This window comes from Kribbella sp. NPDC031520, from assembly GCF_055580825.1.
Genome location: NZ_JBVIKS010000002.1, coordinates 638,586 through 652,877 on the forward strand (window position 1 = coordinate 638,586; position 14,292 = coordinate 652,877).

13 protein-coding genes are annotated in these 14,292 nt (G+C 69.9%); 9 read left to right on the forward strand and 4 right to left on the reverse strand.

Features of this window, described 5'->3' with window-relative positions; genetic code table 11:
• Positions 1-3 precede the first annotated feature (3 nt).
• Positions 4-930 carry a COX15/CtaA family protein gene (locus ACZ5BU_RS11775; RefSeq protein WP_465699248.1) on the forward strand — a complete coding sequence of 309 codons (927 nt, stop codon included), beginning with the start codon at positions 4-6 and terminating at the stop codon, positions 928-930.
• A gap of 17 nt (positions 931-947) precedes the next feature.
• Here ACZ5BU_RS11775 and ACZ5BU_RS11780 read toward each other — a convergent pair whose 3' ends face one another.
• From ACZ5BU_RS11780 to ACZ5BU_RS11790, 3 genes are all read right to left on the reverse strand, one after another.
• A complete protein-coding gene (locus tag ACZ5BU_RS11780; protein WP_465697924.1) occupies positions 948-1,388 on the reverse strand; it encodes an ester cyclase in 441 nt (146 codons plus the stop codon).
• 166 nt (positions 1,389-1,554) lie between these two features.
• On the reverse strand, positions 1,555-2,646 hold the full coding sequence (locus ACZ5BU_RS11785; RefSeq protein WP_465697926.1) for a ScyD/ScyE family protein: 1,092 nt from the start codon (positions 2,644-2,646) through the stop codon (positions 1,555-1,557).
• Positions 2,647-2,786: 140 nt separating this feature from the next.
• Entirely contained in the window at positions 2,787-3,764 is a 978-nt protein-coding gene (locus ACZ5BU_RS11790; protein WP_465697928.1) for a heme o synthase, read from the reverse strand.
• A gap of 229 nt (positions 3,765-3,993) precedes the next feature.
• Here ACZ5BU_RS11790 and tkt point away from each other — a divergent pair, with 229 nt between their 5' ends.
• Genes tkt through ACZ5BU_RS11830 form a run of 8 tightly spaced genes read left to right on the forward strand, consistent with a single transcriptional unit; the run spans position 3,994 to position 13,712 of the window.
• Positions 3,994-6,156, forward strand: a complete 2,163-nt coding sequence (tkt, locus tag ACZ5BU_RS11795) for a transketolase (RefSeq protein ID WP_465697930.1) — start codon at positions 3,994-3,996, stop codon at positions 6,154-6,156.
• A gap of 37 nt (positions 6,157-6,193) precedes the next feature.
• Entirely contained in the window at positions 6,194-7,303 is a 1,110-nt protein-coding gene (gene tal, locus ACZ5BU_RS11800; protein ID WP_465697932.1) for a transaldolase, read from the forward strand.
• The gene (locus tag ACZ5BU_RS11805; protein ID WP_465697934.1) at positions 7,300-8,880 is read left to right on the forward strand and encodes a glucose-6-phosphate isomerase; all 1,581 of its coding nucleotides are present in this window, start codon (positions 7,300-7,302) and stop codon (positions 8,878-8,880) included. The genes tal and ACZ5BU_RS11805 overlap by 4 nt, the downstream gene beginning before the upstream one ends.
• Before the next feature lie 26 nt (positions 8,881-8,906).
• Positions 8,907-10,457 (forward strand): glucose-6-phosphate dehydrogenase, encoded by a 1,551-nt coding sequence (zwf, locus tag ACZ5BU_RS11810; protein WP_465697936.1) that lies wholly within the window; start codon positions 8,907-8,909, stop codon positions 10,455-10,457.
• Positions 10,454-11,566: a glucose-6-phosphate dehydrogenase assembly protein OpcA gene (locus ACZ5BU_RS11815; protein WP_465697938.1), complete on the forward strand. Its 1,113-nt coding sequence runs from the start codon at positions 10,454-10,456 to the stop codon at positions 11,564-11,566. Before zwf ends, ACZ5BU_RS11815 begins: the two co-directional genes overlap by 4 nt.
• Positions 11,563-12,282: a 6-phosphogluconolactonase gene (pgl, locus tag ACZ5BU_RS11820; protein WP_465697939.1), complete on the forward strand. Its 720-nt coding sequence runs from the start codon at positions 11,563-11,565 to the stop codon at positions 12,280-12,282. The genes ACZ5BU_RS11815 and pgl overlap by 4 nt, the downstream gene beginning before the upstream one ends.
• 40 nt (positions 12,283-12,322) lie before the next feature.
• A complete protein-coding gene (locus ACZ5BU_RS11825) occupies positions 12,323-13,138 on the forward strand; it encodes an isocitrate lyase/PEP mutase family protein (RefSeq protein WP_465697941.1) in 816 nt (271 codons plus the stop codon).
• Entirely contained in the window at positions 13,128-13,712 is a 585-nt protein-coding gene (locus ACZ5BU_RS11830) for a hypothetical protein (RefSeq protein ID WP_465697943.1), read from the forward strand. Before ACZ5BU_RS11825 ends, ACZ5BU_RS11830 begins: the two co-directional genes overlap by 11 nt.
• Here ACZ5BU_RS11830 and ACZ5BU_RS11835 read toward each other — a convergent pair.
• A complete protein-coding gene (locus ACZ5BU_RS11835; protein ID WP_465697945.1) occupies positions 13,650-14,288 on the reverse strand; it encodes an NADPH-dependent F420 reductase in 639 nt (212 codons plus the stop codon). The two genes, ACZ5BU_RS11830 and ACZ5BU_RS11835, sit on opposite strands and share 63 nt — an antisense overlap.
• Positions 14,289-14,292 lie beyond the last annotated feature (4 nt).

The window sequence follows — 14,292 nt, forward strand, 5'->3', positions numbered from 1 at the left end:
GTGATGAGCACGGATACCCCGCCCCAGGAGAGCGCGCCGGTGAGCCGGTTCTGGCGCCTGATCCCCGAGCCGAGCCTGGACGTCGTACGTCGCTGGGGCTGGGCCTCGGTGGTGGTGAACATCGGCATCGTGGTGACCGGCGGGCTGGTCCGGCTGACCGGTTCGGGCCTCGGCTGCCCGACCTGGCCGTCGTGCACCGACGACTCGTACGTCCCGCACGCCGCGCTCGGCTATCACGGCGCGATCGAGTTCACGAACCGGATGCTCGGGTTCGTGGTCGCGATCGTGGCGATCGTCACCTGGCTGGTCGTGATGCGCTACCGCCCGGCCCGCCGCGACCTGCGCCGGCTGGCGACCGCGGCCGCGCTCGGCGTACCGCTGCAGGGCGTGATCGGCGGCATCAGCGTGCTCACCGGCCTGAACCCGTGGATCGTGTCGGCGCACTTCCTGGTCTCGCCGGTGATCATCACGCTGACGGTGTCGATGATGCGCCGCTCACGCACCAGCCCGTACCCGCATACTCCCCCGGTGGTCCGCGCGCTGGCCACCGCCGCCGTGGTCGCGGTCTGGCTGACCGTTGCCCTGGGCACCATTGTCACCGGAGCCGGTCCGCACTCGGGCGATCCGGAGACCGGCCGGAACGGGTTCGACCCGGAACTGGTCAGCCAGCTGCACGCGGACGTCGTGTTCGGCCTGCTCGGCATCACGATCGCCCTGGTGATCGCGACCCGGGTGACCGCGACGTCGCGGACGTTGCGCAAGCTCGCCGCCTGGTTGCTGGCGATCGAGCTGCTGCAGGGCGTCGTCGGCTTCACGCAGTACTTCACCGGCCTGCCTTGGGGCGTCGTACTCGTCCATATGTTCCTGGCCGGCCTACTGATCGCCCTCGTCACCGCCGTCTACGGCGAACGCGGGACGCCCGCGACCTAATCGACCGGTTCCACCGGTCACACGCCGGCAGGAGTTGGCAGTACACCCAGCTGGGTCAGCCAGCCGAACTGGTCCACGATGTTCCAGTGCTGGACGATCCGTCCGTCGCGTACACGCATGATGTCGACGTATTCGAAGGTCACGCGCCTGCCCGTCGCCGGAACGCCGGCGAAATCCCCGGTGTTGGTACCCGACATCGTCTTCCTGGTCACGACCTGGTCGCCCTCGGCGATCATCTCGTTGATGGTGAACGTCGCGTCGGGGTACGCCTGGGCGAACGCCTGCAGGAACACCTTGCCGCCTTCGCGATCCGGCGGGACGCCCGGAGGGCTGGTGAGGTTGACGAAATCCGGGTCGTTCAGTTCGTCGTAGGCGTCGAAGTCCTTCCCGTTCTGGACCTCCTCGACGAACCGCCTGATAACAGCCTTGTTCCGCTCGATCTGCTCACGGTCTTCCATGTCTGCCACCACCTCTGAGTCGCGGCGCCGACCACCGGCGCCGACACCACCCAGCGTCATCGGGCGGCATTCCCGATCGACAGAGCACCCGTTCCCGGCCGGCCGGGAAACCTCCGGGCAGAGCGAACGCGGGACACCCGCCACCTGACGGGCGCCCCGCGGTTTCTCAGTACCGCACCTTGTAGACGGCGCCTGGCCCGAAGACCGGCCCGGCGACGTACAGCCCGCCCCACCGGTTGAAGGCCGTGCCTCCTGGCAGTGTGAGCTGATCCTTCACCAGCTCCCGCTTGTATCCGGCCCGGTGGCCCCGGCCCGGGTACTGCAGGAACAGACCGCCGTGCGTCGGGCCGGTCAACTCGAACCGGAACCAGCTGGCCTTGTCGAGCTCGACGACCGCGAGCGTCCCGCGCGGGCCACCCGCCAGGTCGACGATCGACGTGTAGCCGTCCGCGTACCGCTTGCAGCTGCCCTTGTTCGGCTTGACCGGGTCGCACACCGCACCCACCGAACCTGGCCGGATCCGCCAGATCTCCGACGTCCCCGGCGTGGCCGGGACTCCACGGAGCTCACCGACGTACCAGTAGCCGTCCGAGCCGACGGTCACCGAGGTCGCCACCGCTTCGGCAACGAACGGGGAACCGGCCGGCGGCAGGCCGATGCCGGGCGGCAGACCCGCCGGGACCTTGACCGTGCGCGGCTTCAGCCGGGCCACGGTCTTGACGTGGCCGTTCGGCCAGACCCTGAGCAGGTCGTTGTTCGCGGCATCGGACACCAGGACGGTTCCGTCGCTCAAGGCCGCGACACCGAACGGGTTGGACTCGGTCGGCGAATCGGCCTGGTTGTACGGGTCCGGGTCATGCGCCTGGTACGCCGCGATGTCGGCCACCACGACCGGCGACTTGCCCGGCCGCAGCCGGTACAGCGTCGCGCCGCCCGGTGGCGTGTCACCCTCCGGCCCGCCACCGCCGGTCAGGGCGTACGTACGGCCCCACCTGTCGGTGTCGATCGCCGGCGCGAACCCGCCCGGGATCTGCCCGAGCTTCCAGGTCCGGTGCCCGTTGGTCGCGTACACGGAACCGTCCGTGACGCTGTACATGACCAGGTTCCTGTACGTCGAGACGCCGCGCGGCCCGTCCAGTCCGGTCGCGACCGGGTGCAGACTCGAATGGTTGCCGACGGCGTCGGCCTGTCCTGCGACCAGGACCGAACCGGCCAGCGCGAGCGCCGCGAGCGCGGCAATGCGTGTTCGTACCCCCATGTATCCCCCTGAAGCCCTAGGAAACGAAGTCTCCCCAGGTGTGGAACCCCCTCCACAGACCTGACTATCGCAGCATCAGATCACGATCAGGTCAACGGGAGGACTCCCTGCAGGCAGCCAGCGACACAGGGTGCAGGAGCTCAGCGCAGCAGCGGGTCGATCGCGGCGGCGATGAACAGCAGCGCCAGGTAGATGTTCGAGAAGTGGAACAGCCGCATCGGCTTCAGCGCCGCGCCGTCCGCGCCGGTGTGGGCCCGGAGCAACAACCGGCGGGCCTCGCGGAGGAAGACGAAGCCGAGCACGATCGCGGCCGGCCCGTAGACGTAGCCGGTACCGGCGACCGGCCAGAGGGCGAGCGAGGTGATCACCATGACGACGGAGTACGCCATGATCTGCCGCGCGGTGGCGACCGGGGTGGCGACCACCGGCAGCATCGGTACGTCGACCGACGCGTAGTCCTCGCGGTACCGCATCGCGAGCGACCAGGTGTGCGGCGGCGTCCAGAAGAACACCACCAGGAACAGCACGACCGGCGTCCAGGCCAGCTTGCCGGTGACCGCGGTCCAGCCGATCAGGGTCGGGAAGCAGCCCGCGATACCGCCCCAGACGATGTTCTGCACGGTCCGGCGCTTGAGCAGCATCGTGTAGCCGAAGACGTAGAACAGGTTCGCCGCGAGCGCGAGGCCGGAGGACAGCCAGTTCACGAAGAAGCCGAGCTCCAGGGTGGCCAGTACGCCGAGCACGACGCCGAAGACCGTCGCCGAGCGAGGGCTGACCGCGTGCCGCGGCAGCGGGCGGCGCCGGGTCCGCCGCATCTGCTCGTCGATGTCGCGGTCGAACACGCAGTTGATCGTGTTCGCACTGCCGGAGGCGAGGATGCCGCCGATCAGCGTCGCCAGCACGATCCGGAGCCCGGGCACGCCGTCGGCGGCCAGGAACATCACCGGCACCGTGGTCACCAGCAGCAGCTCGATGATGCGCGGCTTGGTCAGACCGACGTACGCCTTCACCACGTCGCGCACCGACGGACTCACTGTTGCTGCTGATACAGCAGTAGCGTCCGGCAGCGGCGTCGGGTACGACGTCGTCGCGGCGGGACGCGGGTCGACGGCCGTCACGAACACCTCGAACAGATCTGGGTTGACGCCGGTTGCCCGGCGCTGACGATTCAGCAGTCTACGACGCCCCGTAGGAGGGTTCTGCCACCCCCCTCCGTTGGCCGGGAACAGCCCGCCGAGCTGAACGGTTGACAAACAGTCGGACGGTGCGCAGCGGAACGAGTCGGCCACAGTAGGCTCGTCCTGAGCAGACACCCTGAAGACTTCCATCGAGAGGAGCGCCGCCGGCGTGACGGAGAAGACCAAGCTTGAATGGACCGAGCTCGACCAGCGCGCGGTCGACACCGTACGGGTGCTCGCGATGGACGCGGTCGAGAAGGTCGGGAACGGACACCCGGGTACGGCGATGAGCCTGGCGCCGGCGGCGTACCTGCTGTTCCAGAAGGTGATGCGGCACAACCCGGCGGACCCGCACTGGGCCGGCCGCGACCGTTTCGTGCTGTCCGCGGGCCACTCCAGCCTGACCCTGTACATCCAGCTGTACCTGGCCGGCTTCGGCCTCGAGCTGGACGACCTGAAGTCGCTGCGGACCTGGGGCAGCAAGACCCCGGGCCACCCGGAGTACCGGCACACCCCGGGCGTCGAGACGACCACCGGCCCGCTCGGCCAGGGCGTCGGCAACGCGGTCGGGATGGCGATGGCGGCCCGCCGCGAGCGCGGCCTCCTCGACCCCGAGACGCCGAAGGGCGAGAGCCTGTTCGACCACAACGTCTACGTGATCGCGTCCGACGGCGACATCGAGGAAGGTGTCGCGTCCGAGGCCTCGTCGCTGGCCGGGCACCAGAAGCTCGGGAACCTCACCCTGATCTACGACGCGAACAAGATCTCGATCGAGGACAACACCGACATCGCGCTGTCCGAGGACGTCGCCGCCCGCTACGCGGCGTACGGCTGGCACGTCCAGGACGTCGACTGGACGAACGGCGGGACCGGGTACGAGGAGAACGTCCAGGCGCTGTACGACGCGCTCGAGGCAGCCAAGGCGGTCACCGACAAGCCGAGCTTCATCCGGCTGCACACGATCATCGGCTGGCCCTCGCCGGGCAAGCAGAACACCGGCAAGATCCACGGCTCGGCGCTCGGCGGCGACGAGGTCGCGGCCACCAAGAAGGTGCTCGGCTGGGACCCGGAGCAGACCTTCCAGGTCGCCGACGACGTGATCGCGCACACCCGCAAGGCACTGGACCGCGGCAAGGCGCTGGAAGCCGAGTGGGACAAGGGCTTCGAGACCTGGAAGGCGGCCAACGGCGAACGCGCCGCGCTGCTCGAACGGCTGCAGCAGCGCGAGCTGCCCACCGGCTGGAAGGACGCGCTGCCGAGCTGGGAGGCCGACGCCAAGGGCGTCGCGACCCGCGCCGCCTCCGGTGACGTGCTGACCAAGCTGGCACCGGAGCTGCCCGAGCTGTGGGGCGGTTCGGCCGACCTCGCCGGCTCGAACAACACCACTCCGAAGGGCCAGCCGTCCTTCATCCCGGCGGAGTACTCGACCAAGGAGTTCTCCGGCGACGAGTACGGCCGGGTGCTGCACTTCGGCATCCGCGAGCACGCGATGGGCGCGGTCCTGAACGGCATCGCCCTGCACGGCCTGACCCGTCCGTACGGCGGCACCTTCCTGGTCTTCTCCGACTACATGCGCCCCTCGGTGCGGCTCGCCGCATTGATGAAGCTGCCGGTCACGTACGTGTGGACGCACGACTCGATCGGCCTCGGCGAGGACGGTCCGACGCACCAGCCGGTCGAGCACCTGTCCGCGCTGCGCGCGATCCCGGGCCTGGACGTCGTCCGCCCCGGTGACGCCAACGAGACGGCCGCCGCCTGGGAGGCGATCCTCGAGCACACCGACCGCCCGGCCGGCCTGGTCCTGACCCGGCAGAACGTGCCGACCTTCCCGCGTGGCACCGACGGCTTCGCCACGACCGAGAACGTCCGCAAGGGGGCTTACGTACTGCTCGACACCGACGGCACGCCGGACGTCGTGCTGATCGGCACCGGCTCGGAGCTGCAGCTCGCCGTCGAGGCGCGCGCCAAGCTGGCCGAGGAGGGCGTCAAGGCCCGCGTGGTGTCGATGGTCTCCCGCGAGTGGTTCGACGAGCAGGAGGACGGGTACCGCGAGTCCGTCATCCCGGCCGATGTCCGGGCGCGGGTCTCGGTCGAGGCCGGGATCGCGCTCAGCTGGCACGACATCGTCGGTGACGCGGGCCGGTCGGTCAGCCTGGAGCACTACGGCGCGTCCGCGGCGTACCAGACGCTGTACGACGAGTTCGGCATCACTACCGACGCGGTCGTCCAGGCCGCCAAGGACAGTATCGCTGCCGCCGCCCAGATCAGCGGTCCGGGTGTTCCGCCCGGTCGCTCCGCCGCCGGGCCGGTCGGACCGGCCGACGCCAACTGACATCACACGAGAACATTCGGAAGAAGGCATCGGACTCATGAACGATCGCTTGAAAGCACTCGCTGACGCGGGTGTCTCCATCTGGCTGGACGACCTGTCCCGCGAGCGGCTGACCAGCGGCAGCCTGCAGGCGCTGATCGAGGACAAGCACGTCACCGGCGTGACCACCAACCCGACGATCTTCGCCAAGGCGATCTCGGACGCGGACGCGTACTCCTCGATCATCGGCCGGCTGGCCGCGCAGGGCGTCTCCACCGACGAGGCGATCCGGGTGATCACCACCGACGACGTCCGCGACGGCGCCGACGTGTTCAAGCCGACGTACGACGACACCGAGGGCCAGGACGGCCGGGTGTCGATCGAGGTCGAGCCGAGCCTCGCGCACGACACCGACGGCACGATCCGGCAGGCCAAGGAACTGTGGGACATCGTCGGCCGGGAGAACATCTTCGTGAAGATCCCGGCCACCAAGGCGGGGCTGCCGGCGATCTCCGCGACGCTCGCCGCCGGGGTCAGCGTGAACGTGACGCTGATCTTCTCGCTGGAGCGCTACAAGGCCGTCGCCGAGGCGTTCCTGTCCGGCCTGGAGCAGGCTGTCGAGAACGGCCACGACGTCAGCAAGATGGCCAGTGTCGCGTCGTTCTTCGTCAGCCGGGTGGACACCGAGGTGGACAAGCGGCTGGACGCGATCGGCACCGACGAGGCCAAGGCGCTGAAGGGCAAGGCCGCGATCGCCAACGCGCGGCTCGCGTTCCAGGCGTACGAGGAGATCTTCGACACCGACCGCTGGCGCGAGCTGGAGACGGCCGGCGCCAAGCCGCAGCGGCCGCTGTGGGCGTCTACCGGTACCAAGGACCCGTCGTACTCCCCCACGCTGTACGTCGACAACCTGGTCACCCGCGGCGTCGTGAACACGATGCCGGAGGCAACGATCAAGGCGGTCGAGGAGCACAGCGAGTTCTCCGGTGACACGGTCCGCGGCGACTACGCGGCCGACCGCAAGGTGATCGACGACCTGGAGCGGCTCGGCATCTCCTACGACGAGGTCGTCCAGGTGCTCGAGGACGAGGGTGTCGCGAAGTTCGACGCGTCCTGGTCGGAGCTGCAGGACACCGTCACCGCCGCCCTGAAGGGTGCCGCCAAGTGACGACTCCGAAGGTGACCACCGAGAACGGCGACTGGGCCGAGGTCGTCGACAAGCTGGTGGCGGAGAAGATCGCCTCCCGGATCGCCGCGAAGGACGCGACGATCTGGGGGCCGGAGGCCGAGCACGAGGCGTCGATCCGGCTCGGCTGGGTCGACCTGCACGAGACCTCGCGGCCGCTGCTGGCCGAGATCGAGGCGCTCCAGGCCGACCTGCGCGCCGAGGGCCTGGACCGGATCGTGCTGTCCGGTATGGGCGGCTCCTCGCTGGCCCCGGAGGTCATCACCCGTACGGCGGGCGTCGAGCTCGTCGTCCTGGACTCGACCGACCCGAGTGTCGTCAAGCGCGCGCTCGACGGCGACCTGTCGAAGACCGTGATCGTGGTGTCCAGCAAGTCCGGCGGTACGGTCGAGACCGACAGCCACCGCCGTACCTTCGCGAAGGCGTTCACGGACGCGGGTATCGACGCGGCGTCGCGGATCGTCGTCGTGACCGACCCGGGTTCGCCGTTCGAGACGTTGTCGAAGGACGAGGGCTACCGCAAGACGTTCCTCGCCGACCCGAACATCGGCGGCAGGTACAGCGCGCTGACGGCGTTCGGCCTGGTGCCGTCCGGTCTGGCCGGCGCCGACATCGCCGAGCTGCTCGACCAGGCGGCCGAGGCCGCTCCGGCGCTGCAGGCCGACTCGACCGACAACCCGGCGCTGTGGCTGGGTGCGGTGCTGGCGGCCAGCGCGGGTCGGGACAAGGCGATCATCACCGCTGACGGTTCGGACATCGTCGGGTTCCCCGACTGGGCCGAGCAGCTGATCGCGGAGAGCACCGGCAAGAACGGCACCGGCGTACTGCCGGTCGCGGTCGAGGTGACCGCGCCGGAGCTGCGCAGCGACGCGGCCGACCTGACCAACGCGCTGCTCGCGGACAAGGCGACCAGCGGTGTACCGACGGCGCTGACGTCGGGGTCGCTCGGTGGGCAGATGCTGCTGTGGGAGACGGCGACGGCGGTGGCGGGGTACCTGCTCGGCATCAACCCGTTCGACCAGCCCGACGTCGAGAGCGCGAAGAAGGCCGCGCGTGGTCTGCTCGACGCGCAGCCGGAGCCGGAGGCCGCGGCGTTCACCGAGGGCGCTGTCGAGGTCCGCGGTTCGGAGGGTCTGCTCGACGGCGTCGACTCGTTGCAGGGTGCGGTGGACGCGCTGCTCGGCAAGCTCGAGGACAAGGGCTACGTCGCGGTGATGGCGTACCTGGACTCCGAGCGGGACGCCGACCTGCTCGCGGTCCGTCCGGCGCTGGCCACCAAGACTGGCCGTCCGGTGACCTTCGGCTGGGGCCCGCGGTTCCTGCACTCGACCGGTCAGTACCACAAGGGCGGCCACCCGGAAGGCGTGTACCTGCAGATCACCGGTGCGCACCCGGTGGACGTGGAGATCCCCGACCGGCCGTTCAGCTTCGGCACGCTGATCTCGGCGCAGGCCGCCGGTGACGCGAACGTGCTGGCGGAGCGCGGCCGTCCGGTGCTGCGGCTGCACCTCACGGACGTGGCGAACGGCGTACAGCAGCTCCTGTCCCTGTTCAAGTAGGAACGACACTCGGAGGAACGCGGCCCATGACCGCTGAGCTCGACGAAGAGCCGACAGGTCCGGTGAACCCGCTGCGGGATCCGCAGGATCGGCGGCTGCCGAGGATCGCCGGGCCGTGCGGCCTGGTGATCTTCGGGGTCACCGGGGACCTCGCCCGGAAGAAGCTGATGCCGGCGGTCTACGACCTGGCGAACCGGGGGCTGCTGCCCCCGGGTTTCGCGCTGGTCGGGTTCGCGCGCCGGGACTACACCAACCAGGACTTCGCCCAGATCGTCCACGACTCGGTGAAGGAGCACGCCCGGACGCCGTTCCGCGAGGAGGTCTGGCAGCAGCTCGCCGAGGGCTTCCGGTTCGTACCGGGCGACCTGACCGACGACGAGGCGTTCAAGCGGCTGCGGGAGACCGTCGACGAGCTCGACGTGACCCGCGGTACCGGCGGCAACCACGCGTTCTACCTGTCGATCCCGCCGGGCCTGTTCCCGGAGGTCGTCCGGCAGCTGTCCGAGCACGGGCTGACCGACGAGAAGCCCGGCTGCTGGCGGCGGGTGGTGATCGAGAAGCCGTTCGGTCACGACCTGAAGAGCGCCCGCGAGCTGAACCACGTGGTCGAGTCGGTCTTCCCGCCCGAGGCGGTCTTCCGGATCGACCACTACCTGGGCAAGGAAACGGTCCAGAACATCCTCGCGCTGCGGTTCGCGAACGCGATGTTCGAGCCGATCTGGAACAGCAACTACGTCGACCACGTCCAGATCACGATGGCCGAGGACATCGGCATCGGCGGCCGCGCCGGCTACTACGACGGCATCGGCGCCGCCCGGGACGTGATCCAGAACCACCTGCTCCAACTGCTCGCGCTGGTCGCGATGGAGGAGCCGGTCAGCTTCGACGCCTGGTCGCTGCGCCAGGAGAAGAAGAAGGTCCTGAACGCCGTCCAGCTGCCTGAGCGGCTGGACCTGCACAGCGCCCGCGGGCAGTACGCGGACGGCTGGGCCGGTGGCATGAAGGTCAAGGGGTACCTGCAGGAGGACGGCATCCCGTCGAACTCCACGACTGAGACCTTCGCCGCGTTGCGGGTCGACGTGGACACGCGGCGCTGGGCGGGCGTGCCGTTCTACCTCCGTACGGGCAAGCGGCTGGGCCGGCGTGTCACCGAGGTCGCGGTGATGTTCAAGCGGGCGCCGCACCTGCCGTTCACGAAGACCGAGACCGAGGAGCTCGGGCAGAACGCCCTGGTCCTACGGATCCAGCCGGACGAGGGCATCACGGTCCGCTTCGGCGCCAAGGTCCCCGGTACGGCGATGGAGATCCGCGACGTGAACATGGACTTCGCGTACGGCGGATCGTTCACCGAGTCGTCCCCCGAGGCGTACGAGCGGCTGATCCTCGACGTACTGCTCGGCGACCCGCCGCTGTTCCCGCAGCACACCGAGGTCGAGCTGGGCTGGAAGATCCTCGACCCGGTGCTGGACTATTGGGCCCGGCACGGTCAGCCGGAGCAGTACGCGTCCGGCGACTGGGGACCGGACTCGGCGCACGAGATGCTCGCCCGCGACGGACGTGCCTGGAGGCGGCCATGATCATCGACCTGACCGACACCACGTCGAGCGAGATCGCGTCGGCGCTGCTCAAGGCGCGGCGGAACGCCGGATCGCCCGCGATGGGCATGGTCGGCACGATCGTGGTCGTCGTCGACGAGGCGTCGCACCACGACGCGATGAAGGCCGCGAACGAGGCCGGACGGGAACACCCGTCCCGGGTGCTGGTGGCGATCTTGCGGCCGGGCAAGGGTACGGCGGGGCTCGACGCCGAAGTCCGTGTGGGTGAAGGGATTCCGGGCGAGGCGGTGCTGCTCCGGCTGCACGGCGAGCTGGCGAAGGTCCCGGAGTCCGTGATCACGCCGCTGCTGCTTCCGGACTCCCCCGTGATCGTGTGGTGGCCGGGCGGCGGGCCGCGCGTTCCGGCCGAGGACCCGCTGGGCAAGCTCGGCCGGCGACGGGTGACGGACGCCGCGGCCACGCGGCGGGCCTCGGTGGACTACACGGCCCGGGCGGAGGGGTATGCGCCCGGTGACACCGACTTTGCCTGGACGCGGTTGACGCCCTGGCGGGCGTTGATGGCGGCGGCGCTGGATCAGTACCCGACGAAGGTGACCGGGGCTGAGGTCACGGCGGCCCGCGGGAACCCCAGTGCGGATCTGATGGCTGCCTGGTTGCAGTCCCGGTTGAAGGTGCCGGTCGAGCAGCGGAACTCGCGTGGCCCCGGCGTCACGGCGGTACGGCTGTTCACGCCGTCCGGGGCGATCGCGTTGACGCGGCCGGACGGTGCGGTGGCGACGTTCAGCGTGCCGGGCCAGCCGGATCGGCCGGTGGCGTTGAAGCGGCGTACGACGTCCGAGCTGTTGAGCGAGGAACTGCGGCGGCTCGACCCGGACGACGTCTACGCGAAGACGCTCGCCTGCATGGTGGAGCGGGACTCGATGCCGGCCGACGAGAAGAAGGTCGGGGCGACGGCGCGGAAGTCCACGGCGGCGAAGGTGTCGGCTGCCGGGAAGCAGGTCGTGGCCAAGAAGTCCGCCACAGCTTCGAAGACGGCCGCGCCGGTGAAGAAGGCCGCGGCCAAGAAGGCTGCGACGAAGAAAACTGCGGCCAAGAAGTCTGGGGCAGCGAAGAAAGCGGTGAAGCGGTGACTGTTGATCCGGAGTTGTTGGTCCATTCCGATCCGGAGGACCTGGCGTTCTCGGTGGCCGGGCGGTTCGTCACGGCGATCGTCGACGCGCAGAGCACCGGCGGGGTCGCGCAGGTCGTGCTCACCGGCGGGCGGGTGGCCGCGAAGATCTACCAGGCCGTCGCCGAGTCGCCCGCGCGGATCGAGGTCGACTGGCAGCGGGTCGAGTTCTGGTGGGGCGACGAACGGTTCCTCCCGTCCGGCGACCCCGAACGGAACGAGACCCAGGCGCGGGACGCGTTCCTGTCCGCGTTGGACGTCGATCCGGCCCGGGTCCACCCGATGCCTGCCGACACCGGCCAGAGCGCCGAGGAGGCCGCCGCAGCGTACGTGGCCGAACTCGAAGCGGCCGGTTCGCCGACCTTCGACGTACTGATGCTGGGCGTCGGCCCCGACGGCCACGTGGCCTCCCTGTTCCCCGGCTACCCGCAACTCGAGGTCACCGACGTCGCGGCGGTCGCCGTACACGACTCCCCGAAGCCACCGCCGACCCGGGTGTCGCTCACCCTGCCGGTGCTGAGCCGGAGCCGCGAGGTGTGGTTCGTCGTCTCGGGCGAGGACAAGGCCGAGGCGGTCGCGACCGCTCTGGCCGAAGGGGACGTCCCGGCCGCCCGGCCGAAGGGACAGAACCGCACCCTGTGGTTGCTGGACGAGGCCGCGGCGTCGAAGGTGCCGTAGTTCGGCCGTGGCCGCACTGTCCGGGTGACAGACTCGGCGCATGACTTTCCGTGAGTTGCATGCCGGGCGGTTCGTGATGCCGAACGCGTGGGATGCCGGGAGCGCGGTACTGCTGGCAGCAGCCGGATTCCCGGCGATCGCGACGACGAGCGCCGGGATCGCGTTCTCGATGGCGAAGGGCGATCACACCCTCCCGGACGGCGCACCGGCGGTGTCGCGGGAACAGATGTTCGAGCGGATCCACGAGATCACGTCCGCGGTCGGCGTACCGGTGAACGGCGACCTCGAGGACGGGTACGGCGCCGCGCCGGCGCGGGTGGCCGAGACGATCACGCTGGCGCGTGCGGCCGGGCTCGCGGGCGGGAATATCGAGGACTTCGACGGGCGAGAGCTGTACGACGTGTCGCTCGCCGTCGAGCGGATCGTTGCCGCCCGGGAGGCGGCCGGCCCGTCGTTCGTGCTGACCGCTCGGACGGACGGGCAGTTGCTGCGTACGCCGGTCGCGCTGGCGGAGTCGATCGAGCGGGCGAACCGGTTCCGCGCGGCCGGCGCCGACTGCTTGTACGTCCCCGGGGTGAACTCGCTCGACGCGATCCGCACGCTGGTCGCGGAGATCGACGGGCCGCTCAACGTGGTGATCGGCCTGGGTACGTCGACGCTGACCGTCGCCGACCTGCACTCGGCCGGCGTCACGCGGATCAGCCTCGGCGGCTCGATCGCCCGCGCTGCGCTCGGCTTCGTCCGCCGCAGCGCCGAGGAACTCGCCACCCGCGGCACGATCACTTTCGCCGCCGGCCAGATCCCACAGGCTGACCTGAACGACCTCTTTGCGCGATCATCCAAGGGTGAGCGCTGAACCGGAGGTGTCAGGCCAGGTCGGCCTGCGGGCGCTGGCGGCCGTCCACGGCATCGTCGGCCTCGCCACCTGCGCATGCCTGATCCTCCTTTACACGGGCGCCGACGCGTTCGGTCCCGTCAACGACGTCGGAAACGCGGTGTTCGGCGTGCTGAGCCTGCTGCTGGCGTGGTGGCTGCGGCCGTACCGGATGTTCGGCGTGCTCTTCGGGCTGGCCTTGGTCGGGGCTGTGCTGACCGTCGTCGGCACGGTCCTTGTCATGTCCGCGATCACCGGCTTCTACCTGGCGGGCTTGTGGTCGGGCCTCGGATTCGCCCTGATCGGAGGCTGGCTCGTCGGGTTCAGCCGGCTGAGCATGCCGTCGGCCCGACTGCGCCGCGCGGGGTCGATCGCCGGTGTGGTCATGCTCCTAGGCCTGATCGGTGCGCCCGGCATCCCGATGGACGTGGACGTCATCGAGGTCGCGCCGGCCTGGACCTTCGTCGCCGGCTTCGGCTGGGCCGGGACCTACCTACTCTTCCCGGTCTGGAGCCTTCGCCTCGCCTGGAGCGACCGTACCGAAAGCAGCGTCTAGCGGCGGGAACATCCCGCGGACGTCTCCCCCGCGCACCCAGATGCCGATCGCCAGCACAGCCGTTGCCTCCAGCAACCTCGCGTGCTGCAGGCCGCCCGCGTTCACCGGCACGCAGCCCAGGTCTCGTACCAGCTCAGCGGCCGGCTCCAGCCCGCCGTCACCACACATCGGCACGCCCAACCCGGCCGGCGGATTCCGCCATACCAAATCGGCCGCGAGATTGAACGCCTTCACCACCTGCACACCTGGCGCCGCCGCACGGATCGCCTCCGCCGTCCCCTCCTGCGCCAACGTGAAGTCCCGGTGATCCACCGCATTCGTGCAATCGATCAACGTCGTCCCGGACGGCACCCTGCGCGCGACCTCAACCGCAACCTCGGCCGGGACAGCCAGCAACACCACCTCGCCGTACGCCGCCGCCTCGTCCAAGGTCCCGGCCGTGGCCCCGATCCGTTTCGCGACCGCCGTGGCGCGCTCGGGGTCGCGGCCGCCGATCATCACGTCGTGGCCGGCGCGGACCCAGCCGCCGGCGAGTGCCTCGGCCATCATTCCGTTGCCCAGTGTTCCTATTCGCATGGTC